Source organism: Microbacterium aurantiacum (genome assembly GCF_040532595.1).
GTDB classification, from domain to species: Bacteria; Actinomycetota; Actinomycetes; order Actinomycetales; family Microbacteriaceae; genus Microbacterium; species Microbacterium chocolatum_B.
This window is the reverse complement of the sequence record NZ_JBEVYX010000001.1, coordinates 2,511,833-2,535,449: the sequence shown is the minus strand read 5'-3', so window position 1 is coordinate 2,535,449 and position 23,617 is coordinate 2,511,833. Positions and strand designations below refer to the sequence as shown.

At 70.8% G+C, this 23,617-nt stretch carries 22 protein-coding genes; 6 read left to right on the top strand and 16 right to left on the bottom strand.

All coding sequences use genetic code 11. The features are described 5' to 3' along the window. Nucleotides 1-66 precede the first annotated feature (66 nt). Nucleotides 67-930 carry a fumarylacetoacetate hydrolase family protein gene (locus ABXJ56_RS11810; protein WP_353999851.1) on the top strand — a complete coding sequence of 288 codons (864 nt, stop codon included), beginning with the start codon at nt 67-69 and terminating at the stop codon, nt 928-930. A gap of 50 nt (nt 931-980) precedes the next feature. Here ABXJ56_RS11810 and ABXJ56_RS11805 read toward each other — a convergent pair whose 3' ends face one another. The 3 genes from ABXJ56_RS11805 to ABXJ56_RS11795 form a co-directional block, all read right to left on the bottom strand. Continuing rightward, a complete protein-coding gene (locus ABXJ56_RS11805) occupies nt 981-1,388 on the bottom strand; it encodes a DUF4190 domain-containing protein (RefSeq protein WP_353999850.1) in 408 nt (135 codons plus the stop codon). Between the two features lie 83 nt (nt 1,389-1,471). Then, nucleotides 1,472-2,944 (bottom strand): aspartate ammonia-lyase, encoded by a 1,473-nt coding sequence (locus ABXJ56_RS11800; RefSeq protein WP_353999849.1) that lies wholly within the window; start codon nt 2,942-2,944, stop codon nt 1,472-1,474. Between the two features lie 123 nt (nt 2,945-3,067). After that, nucleotides 3,068-3,976, bottom strand: a complete 909-nt coding sequence (locus tag ABXJ56_RS11795; protein WP_353999848.1) for a phosphodiesterase — start codon at nt 3,974-3,976, stop codon at nt 3,068-3,070. A gap of 124 nt (nt 3,977-4,100) precedes the next feature. Here ABXJ56_RS11795 and ABXJ56_RS11790 point away from each other — a divergent pair, with 124 nt between their 5' ends. Beyond that, nucleotides 4,101-6,179, top strand: coding sequence for a S9 family peptidase (locus tag ABXJ56_RS11790; protein ID WP_354000018.1), 2,079 nt, complete (start codon nt 4,101-4,103; stop codon nt 6,177-6,179). Between the two features lie 182 nt (nt 6,180-6,361). Then, entirely contained in the window at nt 6,362-7,219 is an 858-nt protein-coding gene (locus ABXJ56_RS11785; RefSeq protein ID WP_353999847.1) for an endonuclease domain-containing protein, read from the top strand. A 96-nt stretch (nt 7,220-7,315) separates the two neighbouring features. Here ABXJ56_RS11785 and ABXJ56_RS11780 read toward each other — a convergent pair whose 3' ends face one another. The 5 genes from ABXJ56_RS11780 to coaBC all read right to left on the bottom strand — a co-directional run bounded on the left by ABXJ56_RS11780 (nt 7,316) and on the right by coaBC (nt 13,765). Next, nucleotides 7,316-8,344, bottom strand: a complete 1,029-nt coding sequence (locus tag ABXJ56_RS11780; protein ID WP_353999846.1) for a 6-phosphofructokinase — start codon at nt 8,342-8,344, stop codon at nt 7,316-7,318. Nucleotides 8,345-8,457: 113 nt separating this feature from the next. Then, complete coding sequence (locus tag ABXJ56_RS11775; RefSeq protein WP_353999845.1) at nt 8,458-10,611, bottom strand: DEAD/DEAH box helicase; 2,154 nt, start codon at nt 10,609-10,611, stop codon at nt 8,458-8,460. A 200-nt stretch (nt 10,612-10,811) separates the two neighbouring features. Beyond that, entirely contained in the window at nt 10,812-11,456 is a 645-nt protein-coding gene (locus ABXJ56_RS11770; RefSeq protein ID WP_353999844.1) for a hypothetical protein, read from the bottom strand. A gap of 69 nt (nt 11,457-11,525) precedes the next feature. Continuing rightward, nucleotides 11,526-12,413, bottom strand: coding sequence for a glycerophosphodiester phosphodiesterase (locus ABXJ56_RS11765; protein ID WP_353999843.1), 888 nt, complete (start codon nt 12,411-12,413; stop codon nt 11,526-11,528). Between the two features lie 86 nt (nt 12,414-12,499). Next, nucleotides 12,500-13,765, bottom strand: coding sequence for a bifunctional phosphopantothenoylcysteine decarboxylase/phosphopantothenate--cysteine ligase CoaBC (gene coaBC, locus ABXJ56_RS11760; RefSeq protein ID WP_353999842.1), 1,266 nt, complete (start codon nt 13,763-13,765; stop codon nt 12,500-12,502). Nucleotides 13,766-13,809: 44 nt separating this feature from the next. On the opposite strand from coaBC, the gene ABXJ56_RS11755 reads away from it, so the two are divergent. Together ABXJ56_RS11755 and deoC are read left to right on the top strand one after the other, a co-directional pair. Further along, entirely contained in the window at nt 13,810-14,550 is a 741-nt protein-coding gene (locus tag ABXJ56_RS11755; RefSeq protein WP_353999841.1) for an NRDE family protein, read from the top strand. A gap of 2 nt (nt 14,551-14,552) precedes the next feature. Beyond that, the gene (gene deoC, locus ABXJ56_RS11750; RefSeq protein ID WP_353999840.1) at nt 14,553-15,266 is read left to right on the top strand and encodes a deoxyribose-phosphate aldolase; all 714 of its coding nucleotides are present in this window, start codon (nt 14,553-14,555) and stop codon (nt 15,264-15,266) included. 25 nt (nt 15,267-15,291) lie between these two features. Here the strand turns inward: deoC and ABXJ56_RS11745 are convergent, their stop codons facing one another. Genes ABXJ56_RS11745 through truB form a run of 4 tightly spaced genes read right to left on the bottom strand, consistent with a single transcriptional unit; the run spans nt 15,292 to nt 17,991 of the window. Beyond that, nucleotides 15,292-16,260, bottom strand: coding sequence for a bifunctional riboflavin kinase/FAD synthetase (locus ABXJ56_RS11745; protein WP_353999839.1), 969 nt, complete (start codon nt 16,258-16,260; stop codon nt 15,292-15,294). Continuing rightward, complete coding sequence (locus tag ABXJ56_RS11740) at nt 16,257-16,694, bottom strand: hypothetical protein (RefSeq protein ID WP_353999838.1); 438 nt, start codon at nt 16,692-16,694, stop codon at nt 16,257-16,259. The genes ABXJ56_RS11745 and ABXJ56_RS11740 overlap by 4 nt, the downstream gene beginning before the upstream one ends. A 44-nt stretch (nt 16,695-16,738) precedes the next feature. Continuing rightward, nucleotides 16,739-17,107, bottom strand: a complete 369-nt coding sequence (locus tag ABXJ56_RS11735; RefSeq protein ID WP_353999837.1) for a hypothetical protein — start codon at nt 17,105-17,107, stop codon at nt 16,739-16,741. Further along, a complete protein-coding gene (gene truB, locus ABXJ56_RS11730) occupies nt 17,104-17,991 on the bottom strand; it encodes a tRNA pseudouridine(55) synthase TruB (RefSeq protein ID WP_353999836.1) in 888 nt (295 codons plus the stop codon). The genes ABXJ56_RS11735 and truB overlap by 4 nt, the downstream gene beginning before the upstream one ends. A 50-nt stretch (nt 17,992-18,041) precedes the next feature. On the opposite strand from truB, the gene ABXJ56_RS11725 reads away from it, so the two are divergent. Continuing rightward, nucleotides 18,042-18,908, top strand: a complete 867-nt coding sequence (locus ABXJ56_RS11725; RefSeq protein WP_353999835.1) for an A/G-specific adenine glycosylase — start codon at nt 18,042-18,044, stop codon at nt 18,906-18,908. An 18-nt stretch (nt 18,909-18,926) separates the two neighbouring features. Here the strand turns inward: ABXJ56_RS11725 and rbfA are convergent, their stop codons facing one another. From rbfA to nusA, 4 genes are all read right to left on the bottom strand, one after another. Beyond that, a complete protein-coding gene (rbfA, locus tag ABXJ56_RS11720; protein ID WP_353999834.1) occupies nt 18,927-19,358 on the bottom strand; it encodes a 30S ribosome-binding factor RbfA in 432 nt (143 codons plus the stop codon). A 71-nt stretch (nt 19,359-19,429) separates the two neighbouring features. Further along, complete coding sequence (gene infB, locus ABXJ56_RS11715) at nt 19,430-22,201, bottom strand: translation initiation factor IF-2 (protein ID WP_354000017.1); 2,772 nt, start codon at nt 22,199-22,201, stop codon at nt 19,430-19,432. 113 nt (nt 22,202-22,314) lie between these two features. Then, the gene (locus ABXJ56_RS11710) at nt 22,315-22,554 is read right to left on the bottom strand and encodes a YlxR family protein (RefSeq protein ID WP_354000016.1); all 240 of its coding nucleotides are present in this window, start codon (nt 22,552-22,554) and stop codon (nt 22,315-22,317) included. Between the two features lie 74 nt (nt 22,555-22,628). Beyond that, complete coding sequence (gene nusA, locus ABXJ56_RS11705; RefSeq protein ID WP_353999833.1) at nt 22,629-23,615, bottom strand: transcription termination factor NusA; 987 nt, start codon at nt 23,613-23,615, stop codon at nt 22,629-22,631. Nucleotides 23,616-23,617: the final 2 nt, after the last annotated feature.

Below are 23,617 nucleotides of genomic sequence, written 5' to 3'. Positions count from 1 at the left end.
GCCGGCGGAGCGTGATCACAAAGACCACAACGCTCCCCCGCCCCACCCGCCCGCTAGGTTGGGAGGATGCGCTTCGCCCACGTCATCCCCCCGGGCTCGGAGACGGCGCAGCTCGTCATCGCCGACGGCGACGAGGCGATCTTCGTGTCCGAGCTGTTCGACGGCGCCCCCCGCGTGCTGGAGGACCTCATCGCCGGCGGTGAGGATCTGCTCGACCGCGTGCGGGAGGCGGCGGAGGGCGCCCCGCGGCATCCGCTCGCGGGCCTGCCCTTCGCCTCCGCCGTGCTCGCGCCGCCGGTCATCCTCGCGATCGGCCTGAACTACGCCGCCCACTCGAGCGAGCTCGGGTTGAAGACGGACTCCACCCCGACCGTGTTCGCGCTCTGGCCCAACTCGCTGGCCGCGCATCAGACCACCACGTCGTGGCCCCGCGCTCTCAGCGAGGCGGTCGACTACGAGGCGGAGCTCGGTGTCATCATCGGCACCCCCGCCAAGGATGTCGCCCCCGAGGACGCTCTGGATCACGTGTGGGGGTACACGGTGGTCAACGACATCACCGCCCGCGACATCCAGTACTCCGAAGCGCAGTGGTCCCGCTGCAAGTCCTTCGACGGATTCACCCCGACCGGACCGTTCGTGGTCACCGCCGACGAGATCCCCGATCCGCAGAGTCTGCACATCTGGACGGTCCTCGACGGTCGGACGCTGCAGGACGCGTCGACCGATCAGATGGTCCGCCCCGTCGCGACCCTCATCTCGCACCTGTCGTCGTCGGCGACGCTGCTCCCCGGAACACTCATCTCCACGGGCAGCCCCGGGGGCGCCGGATACTCGCGCGATCCCCAGGTGTTCCTGCGCGATCGCTCCACGGTCACCGTCGGCATCGACGGGATCGGGGCGCTGACCACGCACTGCCGCATCCTCGATTGAGGCGCGGCGGCGCGGACAACGCCCCGACGCGAAGGCCGATCAGCCGCTCGTCAGCCGCTGATGGTCGCGCAGTCGACGGTCTGACCCTGAACCACGACGGTGCCGGTGAACCCGGCGGCCTGGCATGCCTCGAAGGCTTCGCCCGCGAAGCCGGCTGCCGCTGAGAACAGCGCCACGAGCGAGATCGCCACAATGATCCCCACCACGGTCAGCACGGCGCCGACGACGATCGCAGCAACCGCCCACCCGTTCTTGACCCCCGCCTTGCGGCTCTGCACCAGGGCGACGATCCCGAGAATCAGGCCGATGACGTTGAAGAAGATCGCCACGACCAGCGCGACGATACCGAGCGTCCTGCCCGGAACCGCCTGCCCCTGAGCGGGCGCGTTGTACGCGGGCGGCGGGGCGGACGGGTAGGACTGCGGGTTCGTACCGGGGGGCGGTGTCTGATCGGTCATGGGAGTGTCCTTTCTCGGAGTTCAGTCCGACGGTATCCGCCCTCTCCGGAGTCTCCATCACCCCACGCGGCTGATATCCCCGGTCAGTGCCCCGCGTCATCCCCCTCGATGTCGCCGGCGGCGATGACGGGGATGGCCGCGGTGACCGCCTCGAGACCGGACAGCCGCGCCGGCGAGAGCTGCTTGGTCACATCCTCGCGCGACATCAGTCCCGCCTCGACGACCAGGTCGGCGACGTTGTGGCCGGTCAGCAGCGCCGTCTTGGCGAGAGCCGCGGCGGCGGCGTAGCCGATGTGCGGCGTGAGCGCGGTGATGACGCCCACCGACGATCCCACCATCGCCCCCAGACGCTCCCGGTTCACGGTGATGCCGTCGACGCAGTTGACCCGGAGCGTGTGCATGCCCCGCCGCATCCAGGTGATCGACTGGAAGATCGAGTGCGCGATGACGGGCTCGAAGGCGTTGAGCTGGAGCTGACCTCCCTCCACCGCCATCGTGACGGTGAGGTCCGCCCCGGCGACGGCGAATGCGACCTGGTTCACGACCTCCGGGATCACCGGGTTGACCTTGCCGGGCATGATGCTCGAGCCCGCCTGGCGCGCGGGGAGGTTGATCTCACCGAGGCCCGCCTGCGGGCCGGACGACAGCAGCCGGAGGTCGTTGCAGATCTTGGACAGCTTGATGGCGTTGCGCTTGAGGGTCGAGGAGAACGACATGAACGCGCCGGTGTCGCTCGTGGACTCCACCAGATCGGTGGCCAGCTCCAGGTCGAGACCCGAGATCTCACGCAGGTGACGCAGCACCGCCGCACCGTAGTCCGGGTGCGTCGTGATGCCCGTCCCGATGGCCGTCGCCCCCATGTTGATCTCGTAGAGCAGATAGGCGTTCTCGGTGAGACGCTTGTGGTCCTCCCCGAGTGTCGTGGCGAAGCCGTGGAACTCCTGCCCGAGGGTCATGGGGACGGCATCCTGCAGCTGGGTGCGGCCGACCTTCAGCACATCGTGGAACTCGACCGCCTTGGCCAGGAAGGCCTTTCTCAGAAGGTCGAGCTCCTCCATCAGCGTGAGGAGATCCAGGCTCAGGCCGACCTTGATCGCCGTCGGGTAGACGTCGTTCGTCGACTGGCTCCGGTTGGTGTCGTCGATCGGCGACAGGAAGGCGTAGTCGCCCTTCTCGCGCCCCGCCAGCTCGAGGGCGATGTTCGTGATGACCTCGTTCGCGTTCATGTTGGTCGAGGTCCCGGCTCCGCCCTGGATCACGCCGACGACGAACTGGTCGTGGAACCTTCCCTCGATGACCAGCTGCGCGGCCCGGTCGATGAGGTCGGCTTTCTCGGCATCCAGGACGCCGATCTCCCTGTTGGCGCGCGCAGAGGCCTGCTTGACCATCGCGAGACCGCACACGAGGTCCTTGTAGACCGAGATCGGCCTCTTCGAGATCGGGAAGTTCTCCAGTGCGCGGGCGGTGTGGATGCCCCAGTAGGCATCGGCGGGGATCTCGAGCGATCCCAGGGAGTCGGTCTCGGTACGGGTGCGCGTCATCGCGTCCAGGGCCATGTGTGGTGTCCTCGTGGGTTGGTCACGGCGGTGTGCAGGGATGACCCGACCCTACCCGCGCCCCTCCCCTGAGGCCCTGTACACCGTGGCGGTCTCCTCGCGTGCTTTGTACATCGGGGCCGGTCACGATCGTTTGCGGGAGAACTCCTCGAGACGCTCCGACGGCGTCATTTCGGCCATCCTCGCGATCCACTCGGCGGAGAAGTAGTCGGCGGACGCGGCGTCCACCACCGGAACGACCGCATGGGTCACGGTGTCCTCCCAGACGTGGACGAGCTGGAACGACTGACCGGCATCCATTCCGTTGACCTCGACGGCGGGACGCGAGATGTCCATCGTGTAGCAGCTGGCCGCGGCGACGCTGACCGGGATGCCGGCGAAGGTGCCGGTGGTCGCGTAATGCAGATGCCCGCCGAGAATGGTGCGGACGTCGCTCCCCCGCAGGATCGCGGCGAGGCGTTCCTGTTCGCGGAGCTCGAGGATGTCGAAGAGCGGCACGTGCGAGGGCAGCGGGGGGTGGTGGAGCGCGACGACGGTTCCGTGCGGCGCGGTGGTCGACAGGACGTCTTCCAACCACCCCAGCTGAGCGGCGTCGATCTCCCCGTGGTGCCAGCCGGGGACGCTAGTGTCCAGGGCCACGAGACGCAGGCCGCCCAGGTCCCACACGCCCGTCACGGGCTCCTCCGTGGGTGCGCCGCCCAAGAGCCCCTGGCGGAGCGCGGGGCGCTCGTCGTGGTTGCCGGCCACCCACACGACGGGTGCGCCCAGGCGCTCCGCCACCGGCTCGACCGCGTCGCGCAGCGCTCGATAGGCCTCGGGCTCCCCGAGGTCGGTGAGGTCGCCCGTGAAGACGAGCGCGTCGGGCCTCACCCCGGTCCGCTCGAGCGCTCCCAGCATGCGCTCCAGATTCCGCGCCGTGTCGAAGCGACCGCCGAGCGGCGGGTTCCCCGCGAGCAGGTGGGTGTCGCTGAGGTGCACCAGGGTGTGCCGGGGCGCGGCGTACTGACCGAACTGCGGGAGGGCGACGTCCATGCCCTCAGCCTGACACGACCCTCCCGCATCGACGAAGCACCGCTCGCCGGACCGCCGGGCCGGGGCGGAGCGCCGCTAGCGTGGACGGGTGAGTTCACACGACACCCTTCCGGCATCCGCTCCCATGCCCGAGCCCCGCCCCACGATCCGCACCCACCACGGCGATGAGGTGGAGGATCGCTACGAGTGGCTCCGCGCGAAGGACGATGCCGACGTCATCGCGCACCTCGAGGCCGAGAACGCCTACACCGATGCCCGGACAGCCTCTCTCTCCGACCTCCGCGAGCGCATCTTCAGCGAGATCAAGGAGCGGACGCTCGAAACCGATCTCTCGGTGCCCGTTCGTCGCGGGCAGTGGTGGTACTACTCGCGCACCGTGGAGGGCAGCCAGTACGGCATCCACTGCCGCGCGCCGCTCGCCTCCGAAACGGACTGGACCCCGCCGCAGCTGGATGCCGACACCGAGGTGCCGGGCGAGCAGATCCTCCTCGACGGCAACGTCGAGGCCGACGGGCACGACTTCTTCTCGCTCGGCACTTTCGAGGTCTCGACCGACGGCGCACGCCTCCTCTACGGCGTGGACGTCGAGGGGGACGAGCGCTACACCCTGCGCGTCCGGGACCTCGTCACCGGCGAGAACCTCCCCGATGTCATCCCCGACACCTTCGCCGGGGCGACCTTCTCCCCCGACGGGGCGTTCATCGTCTACACGACGGTCGATGACGCGTGGCGTCCGGACACGGTGTGGCTGCACGAGATCGGCACCGCCGTCGACGCCGACCAGAAGCTCTTCCACGAGCCCGACGAGCGCTACTGGGTCGGCGCGGGCTTCACCCGCAGCGACCGGTACCTGGTGATCGGTCTCGGGTCCTCGATCACCTCCGAGGAATGGATCCTGGATGCCGACGATCTGCGGGGAGAGCCCCGCGTGGTCTGGCCGCGGCGGGAGGGCGTGGAGTACGACAGCGATCACGCCGTCGTCGACGGCGAGGACGTGCTGTTCATCCTGCACAACGACGACGCCCTGGACTTCGAGCTCGTGCGCGTGAGCGCGGCGGATCCGACCGGGTCCCGCACCGTCGTCGTCCCCCACCTCCCCGGCCGGCGTCTCCTCGGACTGTCGACCTTCCGCGACTGGGGCGTGCTGGGCTACCGGCGCGAGGGGCTCGCACGGCTGGGCCTGCTCGACTACGCCGACGGCACGGTGGCCGAGATCGAGTTCGACGAGCCGCTGTACACCGTCGGCGCGAGCGGCAACCCGGAGTGGGCTCCGCCGGTCCTGCGGATCGGCTTCGGCTCCTTCGTCACGCCGGGCACGGTGTACGACCTGGACATCGCCACCGGCGAGCGTCATCTGCGCAAGCGCCAGCCTGTGCTCGGCGGGTACGACCCCGACGACTACGCGCAGGCGCGCGTGTGGGCCCCGGCATCCGACGGCACCCGCATCCCGGTCTCCCTGGTGTGGAAGACCTCGTTCGGAGAGGCGGGAAGCGCCCCGCGCCCGATGCACCTCTACGGCTACGGCTCCTACGAGCACTCGATCGACCCGGGCTTCTCCGTCCCGCGCCTGTCGGAGCTCGATCGCGGCGTGATCTTCGCCGTGGCGCACGTGCGCGGCGGCGGGGAGATGGGGCGTCAGTGGTACGAGGACGGCAAGCTCCTGGCCAAGCGCAACACCTTCACCGACTTCGTCGATTGCGCGCGCCACCTCGTCGACACCGGCTACACGACCCCAGACGCCCTCGTCGCGGAGGGCGGCTCCGCCGGTGGTCTCCTCATGGGCGCGGTGGCGAACCTCGCCCCGGACCTGTTCGCCGGCATCCTCGCGGGTGTCCCCTTCGTGGACGCGCTCACCACCATCCTCGACCCCTCCCTGCCGCTGACCGTCATCGAATGGGACGAATGGGGCGACCCCCTGCACGACCCCGACGTCTACGCCTACATGAAGTCGTACACCCCGTACGAGAACGTGCGCGAGGGCGTCCGGTACCCGCGCATCCTCGCCGTCACCTCGCTCAACGACACGCGCGTGCTCTACGTCGAACCTGCCAAGTGGGTGGCACGCCTGCGCGAGGTGGGCGCGGATGCGCTGCTGAAGTGCGAGATGGTCGCCGGACACGGCGGTGTCAGCGGGCGGTACAACAGCTGGCACGAGCGGGCGTACGAGATCGCCTGGCTGCTGGACGTCGTCGGCGCCGCCTGACCCGGGCTTCCTCGTCGGACACAGGAGATCCGACGAGGACAGGACGGTACTCGCGCGATCGTCCTGTTCCCGTCGGATCTCCTGCCCTCGCCCTTTCCTCCCCAGCCCGATTCGAGCCGGAGCGCTCCACAGACTCACCGATCACCACCGCTTGCGGCATCGGACCTGGAGAGCATGGGGTCATGCGACGACCTCAGGACCTCGGCGGATGGCTACGAGCCCGGGACGGCATCGCACACACCTCCGACCTTCGCGCGGCCGGGTTCAGTGCCCATGACATGTCGGATGCCGTATCCCGCGGGAGCGTGCGGAGGATACGGCGCTCCTGGCTGGCGCTCCCCGAGTGTGATGCGCGCCGGGTCGCTGCCGCCTCGGTGGGAGGTCGCGTCACCTGCGTCTCAGCCGCGGCGATGTGGGGCGTGTGGGTGCCGCCGGCGACCACAGGGCACATCCATGTCGCCGTCTCCCGGAGCGCATCGCGTCTGACCGCCACCGGTGTGCTCCTCCACTGGAGCCGTGGCCCGGCGCCCGCGGGTCGGACGCAGATCGACGATCCGCGGATCAACGCGCTGTTCCACATCGCGCGATGTCTGCCTCGGGTCGAGGCACTCAGCGTGTGGGAGTCTGCGATCCGGTCGCGACTGATCGAGGCGGACGTCCTGCCGCACGTCGCCTGGCGGAGCACTCGGGCGGCGCAACTCGCGACGGTTGCCGGTTCGCTCTCCGACTCCGGGTTGGAAACGATCTTCGTCGAGGGGATGCGGCGCAGCGGGGTTCGCGTACGGCAGCAGGTCTGGGTGGACGGGCACCCGCTGGACGGCCTGATCGGACGTTCCCTCGCCATCCAGGTCGACGGATTCACCCACCACCAGGCCGCCGACCGTCGGCGCGATCTGGCCGCGGATGCGCGCCTGGTCATGCGAGGGTACGTGGTGCTGCGGTTCGACTACCAGCAGATCCTGTTCGAGTGGGAGCACGTCCGCGACACCGTCGTCACCGCGATGGCGCAGGGACTCCACACGCGCGCCGTCACGGCGTGACCGCCCCACGGAGGGTTCGACCAGAACAGGCGATCGTGCGAGAACAGGCACTCCACGGCGAGATCAGCCTGTTCTCGCCGAATCGCCTGCTCCCGGTCACCCGAAGAGGGCGGCGGCCTCTTCGTAGCGGTAGAGGGGCACGGAGTTGAGTTCACCCAGCGCGTCGGCGAACGGCACGCGGACGATGTCGGTGCCGCGGAGCGCCACCATCTGCCCCCACGCCTCCTGCACGATGGCATCGGCGGTGTGCAGGCCCAGACGCGTGGCCAGGACGCGGTCGAAGCCCGACGGGGACCCGCCGCGCTGGATGTGACCGAGCACGGTGGCGCGGGTCTCGATGCCGGTGATCCGCTCGATCTCGGGCGCCAAAATCTCGCTGATCCCGCCGAGACGCGGGCGGTTGAAGGCGTCCAGTCCCTTGTCGCTGTAGGCCTCGTCCATGTCCTTCAGCTTGAAGCCCTCGGACACCACGACGAGCGGCGCACGACCGCGGTCATGCGCCCGGGTGACCTGCTGGGTGATCTCGTCGATCGAGAGGGGCACCTCGGGGATGCAGATCACGTGGGCGCCGGCGGCGATGCCCGCGTGCAGTGCGATCCAGCCGACGTGGCGGCCCATGACCTCGGCCACCATGCAGCGCTGATGCGAGTCGCCGGTCGTGCGGAGCCGGTCCATCGCGTCGGTGGCGATGTTGACGGCGGTGTCGAATCCGAACGAGTAGTCCGTGGCCCGCAGGTCGTTGTCGATGGTCTTGGGCACGCCGATGACGTTGATGCCGTCGCCGGCGAGCCGGTTCGCCGCCGCGAGCGTCCCCTCGCCGCCGATCGCGACGATGCCGTCCAGACGGTGGCCGTACATCGTCTTGGCGATGTTCTCGGCGCCTCCGCGCGGACCCTCGTACGGGTTCGTGCGGCTGGTGCCGAGGATCGTCCCGCCGATCTTCGACAGACCCTTCACCTCGTGCCGGGTCAGCGGGAAGAAGTCGCCGTCCACCACGCCACGCCATCCGTCGCGGATGCCGACGAACTCCAGGTCGTAGGTGGTCGTGCCTTTGAGCACGGCACCGCGGATGACCGCGTTCAGTCCGGGGCAGTCACCGCCGCTGGTCAGGATGCCGATCTTCATTGCTGTGGTCCTCGCTGTCGGGAAATCGGGTCGGCCACGCTGCCTCCCCCGACATTAGCGTCCGCGCGAGCGCGGTGCTACACGGCGGGTCCGAGGCCGGCGCCGGGCGCGCGTCAGCTTCCGAGCGCCTGACGCAGCAGGTGCATGAGCGCCGACATCTGGACCGAATCGCTCGACTGCGGGTCGACCGCGTCGCCGTCGAGGGCGCGCTGCGCGAGCCCCTGCTTGGAGTCGATGAGCTCGGCGATCTTGGTGTCGATCGTGTGCGCGGCGATGATCCGCCATGCGGTGACCGGCTCCTCCTGACCGATGCGGTGCACGCGGTCGATCGCCTGCGTCTGCTCGGCGGCCGTCCACGACAGCTCCGCGAGGACGACGTTGGACGAGGCCTGCATGTTCACCCCGACCCCCGCCGCGGTCAGCGAGCAGACGGCGACACCGACCTCCGGGTCGTCGTTGAAGGTGTCGATCGCCTCCTGGCGGGCGGCACTCGACTGGTCGCCCCGGAGGGAGACCGTGCGCAACCCCGCCGCGGCGAAGTGCGCCTCCGCGGCATCCATGACGTCGATGTGCTTGGCGAAGAAGACGACCTTGCCGACCGAGCGCTGCAGCTGCAGCGCGTAGTCCGCCGCGAGCACGGCCTTCGCCTGACCGATCTTCCGCACCATCGTGAAGACGTTGTCGCCTCCGGTTCCGGCCGCCTTGGACTCCTCGAGCTCGTTGTGCGCGACCAGACGCACGATGTCGTCGTCGAGCTCTCCGGGGGCGAGACCGCGGTCGCCGCGCGCATCGATGATGCGGCGGTACTTCGCCGCCAGTCGCGCGCCGAGCTCGCGCTCGGCGGCGCGGATGGAGCGACCGAAGTCATCGTCGAGCTGCACGGGAAGGTCGGCGACGAGCTTGTCGGGCAGGTCGGCGGCGACGTCCTTCTTCTTCCGCCGCACGATGCCCATCGAGATCACCGCGTCGCGCGCCTCGGGGTAGAACGCCTTGTCGGCGGGCGTCAGTCCCGTTCCATCGAGCTTGTCCATCAGCAGCGGCCCGGGCTTCTCGCCGTTGGTCCAGCCGAGGAAGCGCCAGATCGCGTCGAAGTCCTCGACGTCGTTGATCAGCGGCGTGCCGGTGAGCGCCAGGAGGAGGGGGTTGCTCATCTGCGCGCGGATGCGGCCGGCCAGCGCGAGCACATTCTGCGAGCGCTGAGAGGTGAGGTTCTTGATGAAGTGCGCCTCGTCGACGACCATCCCCTTCAGCCCCAGGGAGCTGAGCCACGACAGATGCCGGTCGAGGATCTCGTAGTTGACGATGAACACATCGGCGAAGGCGTCGATGTTCTCCCCGTCGCCCTGGATCACGGTCGCCCGTCGCTGCGGTGTCCATCGCTCGACCTCGCGCGCCCAGTTCATCTTCACGACGTTCGGGACGACCACCAGGAGCGGATAGGCCTCGGCGACGGACGCCGCGAGCACGGACTCCGCGGTCTTCCCGAGTCCGGGCTCATCGGCCAGGAGGAACGTGCGGTGTCCCTCGCGGACGGCCTCGAGGAACCGCGACTGGTGCGGCATGATCTGCAGACCGCGCGGGGACAGTCGGTCGAACTCCGGCACCGGAGGGAGGTCCATGGATGCGGCCGTGCCGCCGGCACCCGTCTCGAACGCCTTGTAGAGGGGGCCCATGAGCTCCCACCCGTCCAGGCGACGTCGCGCGCCGGACGCGGTGGGACGCGCGGTGAGATCCGGCGCGAGGAACGGGTTGGCCATCTGCCGCGCCTCGACCTGCGGCGGGACGACCTGGCGCTCGGCGAGCGCGGCCGGGACGACGGGGGCCGCCGCGGGCGCGGCGTCGGTGATGATCAGTTCGTCCGGGGGCAGCTCGGCCCCGGACTCCAGGAGCCAGTCCCGGCGCATGCGGCGGGCCACGGGCGAGGTCGCCTGATCCACCTCGAGCAGTTGGATGAGGGAGGTGTCGCGCGCGGCGGTCTTGGCGAGGATCGTCGCGACCCCGTCGAGGCGCTTGAGCAGCTCGGCGCGCGTGGCGTCGCTCGCCTCCGTGTCGGCCTTGACGCGGGCCCGCTCCTCGCGCACGAGGAAGGCGATGACCTGGAACTTCACGCGATTGGTCGGCCCGAGCTTGCCGCGCTGGGCCTTGGCCTCGACCTCGCGCACCTTGCGGGCGAGGATCGGGATGATCGGCGACTCGTCGTCCCGACGGGCGGACGAGGGCCGGCGTCGTCGCGAAGACGACGTCTGGGTGGGCGCCGTGGTCGGCATGCTCCTCCTGAGCGTGGATGCCGGAGAACCCGGCGTTGTCCGATCGACGATCGGCCTGACAGCGTGCGTCCCGCGGGCGGCGCGGACGCCGTCGCGAACGCGGGAGGGGGTGTGTCGCCTGATGCCGCGGGCCCGCGCTTGGCGCGGTGCGGCGTCGCGTGGCGGCCCCCGGCGACGAGTCTAGCGGACGCGGCCCGTCTTCATCCCCACAGCTGCGTCGCGATGTCGACGGAGTACCCCTCGGGGAGGACGTCGATCCAGCTGGTCGCGACCCAGAGCCCGTCCGCGAAGAGGTGGTCCTCACCGCTGACGTACTCGACGTCGTCCAGCGTGATGCCCCGCCGCTCGATCCGGCAGAGGTCCGCCTCGCCGACGGTCTCGCATCCGAAGGCCGACTCGGCCATGACGGCGCGCGCGGCATCCGCCTGCGCCGGCTCCATCGACGCGACCGTCGTGGCGATGCCGGGCCCCTCGGCGCCTCCCCACGTGCAACGCAGGACCGGGATGCCGGAGGCGAGGAGCTCCGCCAGCTGAGCGTTCTGGGACGACAGCATCGTCACGGCGGGGTCGTTCGCCGGCGGCACCGCGGCATCGAGCGCCGCGCGCATGCCGTCGGAGTACAGCGCGTCGCAGTCGACGGGCAACGCGGCCGCGGGGGCGGTCTCGGTGGGCACGGCGGCCGGCGACTCGACGGCGGGCGGACTCTGCACCGGGGTGACCGGGGTCGGGTCCGGCGATCCGGCGGAATCCACCGGCTCCGGCTGGCATCCGGTGAGCACCGCGAGCAGGAGACCGGCCGCGACCAGCACGGACGCGGCGCTCCGCCGCCGACGAACCTGGACCATGGGACCTCCCTGACACCTCGGAGGCGAGCCTACGTCCCCGATCGCGTCCGTTCGTCCCGACGCCCCGCGTCAGCGGGAACGCGCGACGCCGTCCTGCCAGTCGGAGAGGGTGAACGGATCGTCCGTGATGATGCCGTCCACCCCGAGCGCCGTCACCTCATCCCAGTGCGCGTCGGTGTTGAGGGTGTAGACGACCACGCGGACGCCGGCGTCGTGCAGCTCCTCGACGACCGCGGGGCGGTCGATGACAGCCGCCCGGTCGACGATCAGCGCCCGGACGCCCGCATCGACCGCGGCGCGGACGGCGTCGTCGGGCAGGCGGCGCAGGATCAGCATCCGGTGCACGGTCTCGGACTGCGCGGCGACGTGGGCGAGCGCCGTCGCGTCGAAGCTCGCCGCCGCCACGCGATCGTCGAGCCTGCGATCGTGGATCGCGGAGAGCACCCGGGCGACGCCCGATCCGTCCCACTCCCCCTTCAGCTCCAGAATCGCGCGCGCGTCGCTGGCGGCGAGGACGTCGAGGAACTCCTCGAGCGTGGGCACACGAGCGCCGGCGTACTCCGCGGAGTACCACGAGCCCGCGTCGAGCGAGCGGACCTCGGAGAGGTCGAGGTCCTCCAGGCGGCCGGTCCCGTCCGTCGTGCGATCGACGGTGGCGTCGTGGAGCAGCACGGCGTGCCCGTCGGCGGTGCGGGCGACGTCGACCTCGACGTACGAGAAGCCCGCGTCCAGCGCGATCCGCACGGCCTCCAGCGTGTTCTCCGGCGCCACCGCCGCCCCGCCCCGGTGGCTGGCGATGAAGGCCGCGTCGCCCGGATCACGGGTGTCGCCGAGCAGCTCACCGGCGCTCACGCGTGCGGGACTCGCCCCGACGACCGCGACCGCGACCGCGACGACCGCCAGGGCGCAGGCGATGACGAGTGAGGCGAGGCGATCGCGCGCGGGATCGTGCGGCATAGGCATCCTTCGGGTCGCCGGCCCATCGGCGTCGACGGGCCGGACGTGCGGGTGCGACCACCCTAGCCCACGCCGTTACCTTTTCGTTATCTTTCTCCGCGGAGCGTCAGGATGCCGTCCCACAGGGCGTCGGCGACGGCGCGCTTGTCGCCTCGGGCCTCGGCCAGCAGTTCACCGCGGCCGTCGAGGAGCAGCACCGCGTTGACCTCGGCTTCGAACCCCTCGGTCCAGCCGACGCGGTTCACCGCGAGGAGATCCGTCCCCTTCCGCAGGGCCTTGCGGCGACCGCGCTCGAGCAGCGTCTCGCCGTCGGCGGGCGTCTCGGCCGCGAAACCGACGATGGTCTGTCCCGGAGCGCGCCCCGCGGCGAGCTGCGCGAGGATGTCCTCCGTCTGCACGAGTCGCAGCGAGATCTCGGGTCCGTCCGCCTGCTCTTTCGCGAGCTTGCGGTCGGAGACCTCCGCCACGCGGTAGTCCGCCACCGCGGCGGCCATGATGACGACATCCGCCTCGGTCGCGGCGTCGCGGACCGCGAGCCCCAGTTCAGCGGCGGTGCCCGCCCGCACGATGCGCACGCGCGGCGACGCGGACGCCGCCGCAAGGATCTCGGCGTCGAGGTGGGCGGCGACGAGGATGACCTCGGCGCCGCGGTCGGCTGCTGCGCACGCGATGGCCACCCCCTGCCGTCCACTCGACCGGTTGCCCAGGAAGCGGACCGGATCGATCGGTTCGCGGGTCCCGCCCGCGCTCACGACGACGCGCAGCCCGCGCAGGTCGCCTTCCGCTCCCCCCACCGGATCGGTCCGGACGTCGCCGGCCGAAGCCGCGCCGGCGAGCGCGTCGCGCGCGGCCGCGACGATCACGTCGGGTTCCGACATCCGTCCCGGCCCGCTGTCCCCGCCCGTGAGCGGGCCGTCATCCGGGCCGACGATGTGGACGCCGCGGCCGCGGAGAACGCCGATGTTGTGCTGTGTGGCCGGATGCCGCCACATCTCGGTGTGCATCGCGGGAGCCACGACCACAGGGGCGGTGGTGGCCAGTAGGGTCGTGCCGAGGAGGTCGTCGGCGAGACCGGCGGTCATCTTCGCCAGAGAATTCGCCGTGGCCGGGGCGATCACGACCAGGTCGGCCGACTGACCGAGGGACACATGGCGCACGCGGGCCACATCGTCGTGGACGGAGGTCGTCACCGGATTCCGGCTGATCGCCTCCCACGTCGCCGTGCCGACGAAGCGCAGCGCGTCCGGTGTCGGGATGACGTGGACATCATGCCCCTCCTGCACGAACGCGCGGACGACGGCCACTGCCTTGTAGGCGGCGATGCCGCCCGTCACTCCCACCACGACGAACACGCTCCGATCTTGGCACGTTCCCTCGCTTCCCCGGAGGTCGCATCATGTGCACCGTCGTGATCCGCGTCCCCGAGCCGGACGCTCCGACCGCCGATCGGGTCATCCGACTGCTGGCCATCCGCGACGAGGACCCGGCCCGGCCCTGGCGACCGCTCGGACCGTGGTGGCCCGATTCGCATCCGGCTCTCATCGGAGTCCAGGATGTGCGCGCGGGCGGAGCCTGGCTCGCAGCAGACGCCCGGGGCGGTCGGCTGTCGGTCCTGCTCAACCGCGCCGAGACGATCTCCGATCCGTCGCCCCGCTCCCGCGGCGAGGTCGTCCTCGCCGCGGCGGCGGGCGATCTGTCGGCCCGGCCGCCCCGCACCCACGGCTTCAATCTCGTGCGGGTCGATGCGCGGGGCGCAGGGCTCCTCCGATGGGACGGGGGAGAACCGCGCGAGAGCGCGATACCGCCCGGAACGCACATGATCGCCCACGATGACCTCGACGATCCCACCACACCGCGGATCGCCCGCTGGCTCGGATCCTTCCGCGCGGCAGCCCCGGCGGAGGGTGAGGTCTGGTGGGAGCCGTGGCTGGAGGTCATCCGGACGAGCGCCGGACTCGCGCCGGGCGACGACGAGGCGATCGTGCGCGACAACCGCCCGCACGGGTACCCGACGCAGTCGCTGCTGCTCTGCGTCGCGTCTGTCGGCGTGGACGGCGCCGAGGTTCGCTACGGAGAGCTGCCGCAGCCCGCCGCGTGGGGACGGGTGCGACTGCGCCCGGCCGAACGTAGGCTTTGACCATGACGTATACGCACGACCAGATCGCCGCCGCCATCGACCACGCGATCCTCAAGCCCGATTTCACCCGCGCCGCCGTCGACGCCGAGCTCGACATCGCCGCGCAGTGGGGCGTGTTCAGCGTGTGCGTGCGCCCGTCCGACATCCCGCACGCCGTCGAGCGCCTCGCGGGGACGGGCGTCGCCGTCGGCACGGTCATCGGCTTCCCGCACGGCACGACCTCGAGCGCCGCCAAAGCCGCCGAGGTCCGCCAGGCGCTCGCGGACGGCGCGAGCGAGCTCGACATGGTCCTGAACATCGGCTGGCTGCTCTCGGGGATGGATGCCGAGGTGGAGGCCGATATCCGCGCGGTGGTCGACGCCGCCGACGGACACATCGTCAAGGTGATCTTCGAGACCTCTCATCTCGACGACGACGCCATCGTGCGCGCGTGCCGCGCCGCCGAGGCCGCGGGCGCAAACTTCGTCAAGACCTCCACCGGATTCGCCGGGGGCGGAGCGACGGTCGAGCACATCCGCCTGATGCGTGCGAACGTCGGCGAGCAGGTGCAGGTCAAGGCGTCCGGCGGCGTGCGAAGCCTCGACACGGCCGTGGCGATGCTGGATGCCGGCGCCACCCGCCTCGGCACGAGCGCGAGCGCGACGATCCTCGCCGAGGCGCGCGCCGTCGACGACGGTGCCGCGGCGACCGGCGCAGTCGACGACTCCTCCTACTGAGGATCCCGGATCGGGCGGCGCGGGCTCAGGCCAGCGCCGCCCGCACGTCCGCCACGTCGAGCCCCATCTGCGTGATGAGGCCGTCGATGCCGTCGAAGGCCTGCATCCCCCGGACCCGCGCGACGAACTGCACATCGACGACGTGGCCGTACAGGTCGAGGTCGGTCTCATCGAGGACGTACGCCTCCACCTGACGGACGGCGACGTCGTCGAAGGTCGGATTGGTCCCGACGCTGATCGCCGCCGGGTAGCGGATGCTGCTCCGCAGCGCATCGCCGGCCCCGCGTGAGCCGTGATCGATGAGCCATCCGGCGTAGACGCCGTCGGCGGGCACGAATCCCTCCAGGTCGGCCGCGAGATTGGCGGTCGGGTATCCGAGCGCTCGCCCGCGCTTGAGCCCGTGCACCACCTCCGCTCGCACGGCGTGCGGGCGCCCGAGGACGCGCGCGGCGTTCTCGACCGCGCCGTCGGCGAGGAGCTCGCGCACCCACGTCGACGACACGCGCCGCCCGGCATCCGCTGCGCGCACATCGTCGACCACCTCGACGTCGAAGCCGAGCTCCCGACCCAGGACGCGCAGCATCTCCGGATCGCCGGAGCCGCCGCGACCGAAGCGGAAGTCGCTGCCCACCATGACCAGGCGGACGGCGAGCGCACCGACCAGGACGTGCTCGACGAACGCGCGCGCGGGAAGCGCGGCGAGCGCCTCGTCGAAGGTGAGCATGAGAGTCGCGTCGACGCCGGCGTCGGCGAGGAGGCGCAGCTTCTGCTCGGGACCGACGAGGGCTTCGGGGCAGAGATCCGGGCGCAGGACGGACAGCGGATTCCGATCGAACGTCACGGCGACGACGCGGGCGCCTGCGGCCGCGGCATCCACGCGCGCCCGGTCGATGACGGCACGGTGGCCGGTGTGCACGCCGTCGAACTTGCCGATCGCCACCACGGACGGGCCGAAGTCGCCGGGCACATCCGCCGGGTCGCGGAAGACGATCACGCGGCAGCCCTCGCGGCGGAGGGCACCCGTGCGCCGGGACGGTGCGTGACGAGCCACCAGAGGCCCAGGAACGGCAGGACGAGAGGGATGAACAGGTAGCCGTAGCCGAAGCCGGACCAGACCGTCGGATGCGCGAACAGGGCGGGGAGGAGCAGGCTGAGCGTGCCGATGACGATTACCCCGAGCAGCTCGAAGACGATCGCCACCCAGGCGACGACGTACCACCGGGCGGACCCGGCGAAGACGAGAGCCAGCGTGGCGAGGATGTAGACGAGCGCGGCGAGGGCGGACAGCGAATAGGCCAGCGGAGCCTCGTCGAAGCGCTCGGCGATCTGGACGAACGAGCGGCCGCTGGCCGCGAGGGCCATCACCGCGTAGACGATGACCAGGACACGGCCGATGCCGCTCATGCGAGGACGGGTGGAGGCGCTCATGACCTTACGATCCTAGGCGCGGGCGCACCCCCGGCGGACCGCGCTCAGGCCACTTGGACCGTCCAGATGACCTGCATCCGCCAGACCATCACCGCCACCGAGAGTGCGGCGACACCCATGATGACCGTGCTCCACCGGCTGCGCTCCAGCAGCGCCCACGCGACGGCGGCGAGCGGCAGAAGCGCGGCGGAGACGAGGTACACCCAGAACTCCAGCACGCTCCCCGAAGGCGGGTTGCCGGCGAACGGGGCGATGACCGCCGCCACGATCTGAACGAGAAGCAGCAGCTCGACCAGAGCGAGCGAGCCGACGCTCAGGTCGCTCGGCCGCCGTCCGGCCAGGCCCGCGATCACGCACAGGAGTCCCGCCGCCACGGCGAGGACCACCTGCACCAGGGTGAACCACAGGATCATGCGCTGTCTCCTTCGGGCATGTTCATCGCGCTCTTCACATCGGCGCCGCGGCGTTCGACGATCCCCACGAGGGTCTCGTCCGGGGCGACGGCCGCGATCGGCGACGCCGGCAGCCGGTCGGCCGCACCGGCGAGGCGTTTGCCGTGACGGAGATCGCGCGCTTCCTCGGCGGTGACGTCGAACCGTCCCAGGATCTCCGAGGCGACGAGCGCAGACCCGCGCAGTCGGCCGCGATCGACGTCGTCCGGCCCGACAGCGTCGGACACGGAGAAGGGGCCGATCCGCGTTCGCCGGAGGGCGGTGAGATGACCGCCGACGCCGAGGGATGATCCGAGGTCGCGCGCGAGGGCGCGGATGTAGGTGCCGCTGGAGCAGTCGACGATCACGTCGAGGTCGACGACGGAGCCGTGTCGGCGTTCAGCCACCACCTCGAGTCGGGAGACGATGACCTCGCGCGCCTTCAGCTGGACGTCCTCGCCGGAGCGGGCCAGATCGTATGCGCGCCGACCGTCGACCTTGATCGCGGAGAACGTGCTCGGGACCTGCGAGATCGCACCGCGCAGAGGCTGGAGAGCGGCCTCGATCTGCTCAGCGGTCAGGGACGAGGCATCCGTCTGCACGGTCTGCTCCCCCTCCGCGTCGTCGGTGTTCGTCGCCTCCCCCAGCCGCATCGTCGCCTCGTACGTCTTGTCGAGGCCCACCGCGAAGGTGAGCAGGCGCGTCGCCGCGTCCACGCCGATGACCAGCAGCCCCGTCGCCATCGGATCGAGGGTGCCCGCGTGACCGACCTTGCGGGTGCCGAGCGAGCGGCGCGCGCGGGCGACGACGTCGTGGCTCGTGAGCCCGCCGGGCTTGTCCACCAGCAGAATCCCGCCGGCCGTCATCGCTCGTCCCCGGGATCCACAGGCATGCCCTCCAGCTTAGGCTCGTAGGGATGTCCGCTCTCGCACCGCCCCTCATCGCGTGGTACCGCGAGAACGCCCGCGACCTGCCGTGGCGCCGCGAGGGCTTCGGGGCGTGGGGGGTGCTCGTGAGCGAGTTCATGCTCCAGCAGACACCGGTGACGCGTGTCATCCCGCATCTGGAGGCCTGGCTGTCGCGGTGGCCGGACGCCGCGGCCCTCGCCGCGGCCGCGCCGGGCGAGGCGGTGACGCAGTGGGCGAACCTGGGCTATCCGCGACGGGCGCTCTGGCTGCACCGCGCGGCAGTGGAGGTGCGCGACCGTCACGACGGCGTCGTCCCCCGCGACGTGGAGGCCCTGCTCGCCCTCAGCGGCATCGGGGACTACACCGCGCGTGCGGTGGCGGTGTTCGCCTACGGAGACCGGCATCCGGTGGTCGACACCAACACGCGCCGCATCCTCGCGCGTGCGCTCGAGGGGCGAGCGCAGCCGGGACCGCCCGCGAAGGCGGACCTCGTCCGGATGGAGGCGGTCCTCCCGGCGGACCGCACGGATGCCGCGACCGTCAACGCCGCGGCGATGGAGCTCGGCGCGACGGTCTGCACCGCCCGGGCGCCCCGGTGCGGTGACTGCCCACTCGCGGACATCTGCCTCTGGCGCGCGTCCGGGTACCCGGAGTCGCCGGATCTCCGTCGTCGACAGGCCCGTTACGAAGGCAGTGACCGCCAGGCCCGCGGCGCCGCGCTCAAGGTGGTCCGCGAGGCCTCCCCCGCGGCGGTGCCGGTCACGGCTCTGCTCGCCGATTGGCCGGACGAGGGTCAGCGCGACCGCGCGATCGATTCGCTGGTCGCCGACGGCCTCCTGGAGGTCGTCGACGGCAGGGCGCTGCTCCCCCGGTGAGGACGCAGCCCGCTCGGATCAGTCCTCGTCGTCGACGCGGGGCTTGATGTAGGGGTCCGCCTCACCCGCCGGAGATGCGGACGCCGCGAGACCGGCGACCGCCTGATCGCGCTCGCGAGCCTCCCGGAGGAGGTCCTCGATGTGACCGGCGTTCTCCGGAATTCCATCCAGGATGAACTCCAGCGACGGCGTCAGCCGCGTGTTCAGGTGCTTGCCGACCTCGGATCGGAGCATCCCGGTCGCCGCTTTCAGGGCCGCGGCGGACCCCTCGCGGTCCTCCTCGGAGCCGAGGACGGTGTAGAAGACGGAGGCGTGCTGGAGGTCCCCGGTCACCCGCACGTCGGTGATCGTGACGAAGCCGAGCCGCGGGTCGCGCAGCCCCTTCTCGAGACGCTCGGCGAGGATGACGCGGATGCGGTCTCCGAGGCGTGCCTGACGTTCGCCGGCCATGTGTGTTCCTTTCGAACGGAGCAGAGGCGCCCGCCCCTTTCGGATACGCGGGCGCCCCTGACTGCGGAGGATCAGCCTCGCGGCTTCTCCACCATCTCGGTGGTCTCGATCTCGTCGCCGATCTGGATGTCGTTGTACTTGCCCAGTCCGATACCGGCCTCGAAGTCCGTGCGGACCTCGGTGACGTCGTCCTTGAACCGGCGCAGCGACTCGATGGCGAGCCCGTCGGCGATCACGACGCCGTCGCGGATGACGCGCGCCTTCGCGTTGCGCGTGATCGTGCCCGAGCGGACGATGACACCGGCGATGTTGCCGAACTTGGAGGAGCGGAACACCTCGCGGATCTCGGCGACGCCCGACTGGACCTCTTCGAACTCCGGCTTGAGCATGCCCGTGAGCGACTGCTCGACATCGTCGATCGCGTTGTAGATGACCGAGTAGAACCGGACGTCCACGCCCTCGCGGGCTGCACGCTCGCGGGCCTTGGTGTCGGGGCGGACGTTGAAGCCGATCACGATCGCGTTGTCGATCGTGGCCAGGTTGATGTCCGACTCGGTGATCGCCCCGACGCCGCGGTGGATGATGCGGAGCTGAACCGAATCGTCGACCTCGATCTTCAGCAGGGACTCCTCCAGCGCCTCCACGGCACCGGAGACGTCACCCTTGATGATGAGGTTGAGCGACTCGACCTTGCCCTCTTCCAGCGCACGGGTGAAGTCCTCGAGCGAGATGCGCTTGCGGGCCTTCGCCAGCTGCGCGTTGCGCTCTGCGGCCTCGCGCTTCTCGGCGATCTGACGGGCGGTGCGGTCCTCCTCGGTCACGATGAACGTGTCGCCCGCGCGGGGCACGGAGTTGAGTCCCTGGACCTGGACCGGACGCGACGGGTACGCCTCGTCGACCGGGTCGCCGTTCTCGTCGATCATCGCTCGCACACGGCCGTAGGCGGTGCCCGCGACGATCGCGTCGCCGACCCGGAGCGTTCCGGACTGGATCAGCACGGTCGCAACGGAGCCCCGGCCCTTGTCGAGCTTCGCCTCGATCGCGACACCTCGGGCGGCCTTGTTCGGGTTCGCCGTGAGGTCGAGCCCGGCGTCGGCGGTGAGGAGCACCGCGTCCAGCAGTTCCTGGATGCCGGTGCCCTGGCGCGCCGAGACGTCGACGAACATGACGTCTCCGCCGTACTCCTCGGCGACCAGTCCGTACTCGGTCAGCTGCTGGCGGACCTTCGCCGGGTTGGCGTCGGGCTTGTCGACCTTGTTCACCGCGACCACGATCGGCACGTTCGCCGCCTGGGCGTGGTTGAGGGCCTCCACCGTCTGGGGCATGATGCCGTCGTCGGCCGCGACGACGAGGATCGCGAGGTCCGTCACCTGCGCACCACGGGCACGCATGGCGGTGAACGCCTCGTGACCCGGGGTATCGATGAAGGTGATGGCGCGCTCGATCTCCTCGTGCTCCGTCCACACCTGGTAGGCACCGATGTGCTGCGTGATGCCACCGGCTTCGCCGGCGACCACGTTGGTCTGGCGGATGGCGTCGAGCAGTCGGGTCTTACCGTGGTCGACGTGACCCATGACGGTGACCACGGGCGGACGGATCTCGAGGTCGTCCTCGCTCTCCGCCTCGAGCTCGGCCTCGAGGTCGAGACCGAAGCCCTCGAGGAGCTCCTTGTCCTCGTCCTCGGGCGAGACCATCTGGATCTTGTAGCCGAGCTCCTCGCCGAGGACTTCGAACGTCGCCTCGTCCAGCGACTCGGTGGCCGTGGCCATCTCGCCGAGGTTGAAGAGGATCGTCACGAGCGTGCCGGGCTGCACGGTGTAGCCGCGGATCGCCTCGAGCTTGTCGGCGAAGTCCGAGATCGAGGCTCCGCGACGCAGGCGGATGATCTCGCCGTTGCCCTTCTGGACGTTGACGCCACCGACCTGCGGTGCATCCCTCATCTCGAATTCTTGACGCTTCGCCCGACGCGACTTGCGCTGCTTGGACTTGCCGCCGCCCTTGCCGAAGGCACCCGCGGTGCCACCGCCGGGACCGCGGCCCCGACCGCCGCCCCCACCGGGACGACCGGCGAACCCGCCGCCGGGCGCGCCGCCGGGGCGCTGGAAGCCGCCGCCGGCACCGCCGGGACGACCCGGACCGCCCGGACGCTGCTGGAAGGGTGCGCCGGGGCGACCGCCGCCGCCACCGGGACGACCGGGGCGGGCGCCGGGGGCACCGGGACGGGGAGCTCCCGGTCGCGGCGCCTGCGGACGGGGGATGTTACCCGGGCTGGGACGCTGACCCATGCCCTGCTGCGACGAGAAGGGGTTGTTGCCCGGACGCGGTCCCGCGGGACGCTGGCCCATGCCCTGCTGCGACGAGAAGGGGTTGTTGCCCGGACGGGGCGTGCCGCCGGGGCGCGGCGCGGCCGGTGCCGCCGGGGCGCCCGGACCGGGCTTGGGTCCGGCGGCGGGAGCCGGCGACGCATCGGCTGCGGGCTGCGCGGGAGTCGACGGTGTCGCGTCGGGCGCCGAGGGCGCGGGCGCGGCGGGCGTCGCGGCAGCGGGCTTGGCCGCGGGAGCCGGAGCGGGGGTCGCAGCCGGTGCGGCCTCGGCAGGCTTCGGCGCCGCGGGACCGGGGCGCGCGGCGGGGCGGGCGGGGCCGGGACGTCCGGCGGGCTTGGCCGCCGGAGCGGGAGCAGCGGACGAGCCGCCTGCTCCATCGGCCTCGAGGGCGGCGCGGAGCTTCCGGGCCACCGGGGGTTCGATGGTGGACGACGGGCTCTTCACGAACTCGCCGAGCTCCTTGAGCTTGGCGAGGGCGACCTTGCTGTCGACGCCGAGTTCGGAAGCGATCTCGTGCACGCGTGGTTTGGCGTTTGCCACAATTCTCCTGTCTGGGGTCCACCCCACACAGGGCAGACCATTAGTCGCGGACGGGACTCATTTCGAGCCGTTCACTTTGTTTCCATAGCCGTTCAGCCTTTGTCTTGCTGTAGGTGCTCTTCGATGGTCTGCGTGTCAAGCGGCCCTGACACACGGAGCGCACGCACGAACGCCCTCCGCTTCACGGCGAGGCCCATGCACGCACTCGACGCGTGGACCCACGCACCCCGACCCGGCAGCACCGCGCGCTCATCGATGATGAGGACGGATTCGCGGGAGACCACCCGAAGCAGGGCGGACCGAGGGGCGCGTGCGCGACACGCGACGCACATTCGTACGGGTTCCATGGTACACCTCGCTCCCTGATCCCGCGCCGGACGCGGAGTGCCCCCGGCGCGGAGAGGGGTCACGACTCGAGGATGGAGTCGGGCTGGATGTCGATCTTGGCGCCGGTCAGCTTGGCGGCCAGACGCGCGTTCTGCCCCTCCTTGCCGATGGCGAGGGACAGCTGGTAGTCGGGCACCAGGGCCCGCACGGCCTTGGTCGAGGCATCGAGCACGAAGCTGGAGGTCACCTTCGCGGGCGACAGCGCGTTCGCGACGAACGTGGGGAGATCCGCGGCGTAGTCGACGATGTCGATCTTCTCTCCGCCGAGCTCCTCCGTCACCGCGCGCACACGACGGCCGAGCTCGCCGATGCACGCGCCCTTGGCATTGATCGTGGAGTCGTTCGCCTTGACGGCGATCTTGGTGCGGTGCCCGGCCTCACGCGCGAGGGAGACGATCTCGACGAGCCCCGCCGGGATCTCGGGGACCTCGAGCGCGAAGAGCTTGCGGACGAGCCCCGGGTGCGTGCGCGACACGGTGATCTGGGGACCCTTCGTGCTCTTGGACACCGAGGTCACGTAGACGCGCAGACGCGAGCCGTGCGCGTAGTCTTCGCCCGGCACCTGCTCCTCAGGCGGGAGGATCGCCTCGACCGTGCCGAGGTCGACGTGGACCATGCGCGGGTTCGGACCCTGCTGGACGACACCGGCGACGATGTCGCCCTCCTTGCCACGGAACTCCCCCAGCACCGCGTCGTCGGCGATGTCGCGCAGACGCTGGCTGATGACCTGCTTGGCGGCGAAGGCGGCGATGCGACCGAAGTTCTCGGGCGTGGACTCCTCCTCCCCGATGACGGCGCCGTCCTCATCGCGCAGGGGGACGAACACGGCGACGTGACCGGTCTTGCGGTTCAACTCCGCCCGGGCCCCCTCCGGGAGCTCTCCGTCGGGAGACGTGTGCTTGGCGTAGGCGGTGAGGATCGCCTGCTCGATGATCCTGACGAGCTCGTCGAAGGGGATCTCCTTCTCACGCTCGACCGTTCGCAGCAGTCCGAGATCGATGTCCACAG

What these genes read in the sequence shown, in the direction of transcription:
- ABXJ56_RS11810 (WP_353999851.1), top strand. Translation starts at nt 67, where the DNA reads ATGCGCTTCGCCCACGTCATCCCCCCGGGCTCGGAGACGGCGCAGCTC.
- ABXJ56_RS11805 (WP_353999850.1), bottom strand. Translation starts at nt 1,388, where the DNA reads ATGACCGATCAGACACCGCCCCCCGGTACGAACCCGCAGTCCTACCCG.
- ABXJ56_RS11800 (WP_353999849.1), bottom strand. Translation starts at nt 2,944, where the DNA reads ATGGCCCTGGACGCGATGACGCGCACCCGTACCGAGACCGACTCCCTG.
- ABXJ56_RS11795 (WP_353999848.1), bottom strand. Translation starts at nt 3,976, where the DNA reads ATGGACGTCGCCCTCCCGCAGTTCGGTCAGTACGCCGCGCCCCGGCAC.
- ABXJ56_RS11790 (WP_354000018.1), top strand. Translation starts at nt 4,101, where the DNA reads ATGCCCGAGCCCCGCCCCACGATCCGCACCCACCACGGCGATGAGGTG.
- ABXJ56_RS11785 (WP_353999847.1), top strand. Translation starts at nt 6,362, where the DNA reads ATGCGACGACCTCAGGACCTCGGCGGATGGCTACGAGCCCGGGACGGC.
- ABXJ56_RS11780 (WP_353999846.1), bottom strand. Translation starts at nt 8,344, where the DNA reads ATGAAGATCGGCATCCTGACCAGCGGCGGTGACTGCCCCGGACTGAAC.
- ABXJ56_RS11775 (WP_353999845.1), bottom strand. Translation starts at nt 10,611, where the DNA reads ATGCCGACCACGGCGCCCACCCAGACGTCGTCTTCGCGACGACGCCGG.
- ABXJ56_RS11770 (WP_353999844.1), bottom strand. Translation starts at nt 11,456, where the DNA reads ATGGTCCAGGTTCGTCGGCGGCGGAGCGCCGCGTCCGTGCTGGTCGCG.
- ABXJ56_RS11765 (WP_353999843.1), bottom strand. Translation starts at nt 12,413, where the DNA reads ATGCCGCACGATCCCGCGCGCGATCGCCTCGCCTCACTCGTCATCGCC.
- ABXJ56_RS11755 (WP_353999841.1), top strand. Translation starts at nt 13,810, where the DNA reads ATGTGCACCGTCGTGATCCGCGTCCCCGAGCCGGACGCTCCGACCGCC.
- deoC (WP_353999840.1), top strand. Translation starts at nt 14,553, where the DNA reads ATGACGTATACGCACGACCAGATCGCCGCCGCCATCGACCACGCGATC.
- ABXJ56_RS11740 (WP_353999838.1), bottom strand. Translation starts at nt 16,694, where the DNA reads ATGAGCGCCTCCACCCGTCCTCGCATGAGCGGCATCGGCCGTGTCCTG.
- ABXJ56_RS11735 (WP_353999837.1), bottom strand. Translation starts at nt 17,107, where the DNA reads ATGATCCTGTGGTTCACCCTGGTGCAGGTGGTCCTCGCCGTGGCGGCG.
- truB (WP_353999836.1), bottom strand. Translation starts at nt 17,991, where the DNA reads ATGACGGCCGGCGGGATTCTGCTGGTGGACAAGCCCGGCGGGCTCACG.
- ABXJ56_RS11725 (WP_353999835.1), top strand. Translation starts at nt 18,042, where the DNA reads ATGTCCGCTCTCGCACCGCCCCTCATCGCGTGGTACCGCGAGAACGCC.
- rbfA (WP_353999834.1), bottom strand. Translation starts at nt 19,358, where the DNA reads ATGGCCGGCGAACGTCAGGCACGCCTCGGAGACCGCATCCGCGTCATC.
- ABXJ56_RS11710 (WP_354000016.1), bottom strand. Translation starts at nt 22,554, where the DNA reads ATGTGCGTCGCGTGTCGCGCACGCGCCCCTCGGTCCGCCCTGCTTCGG.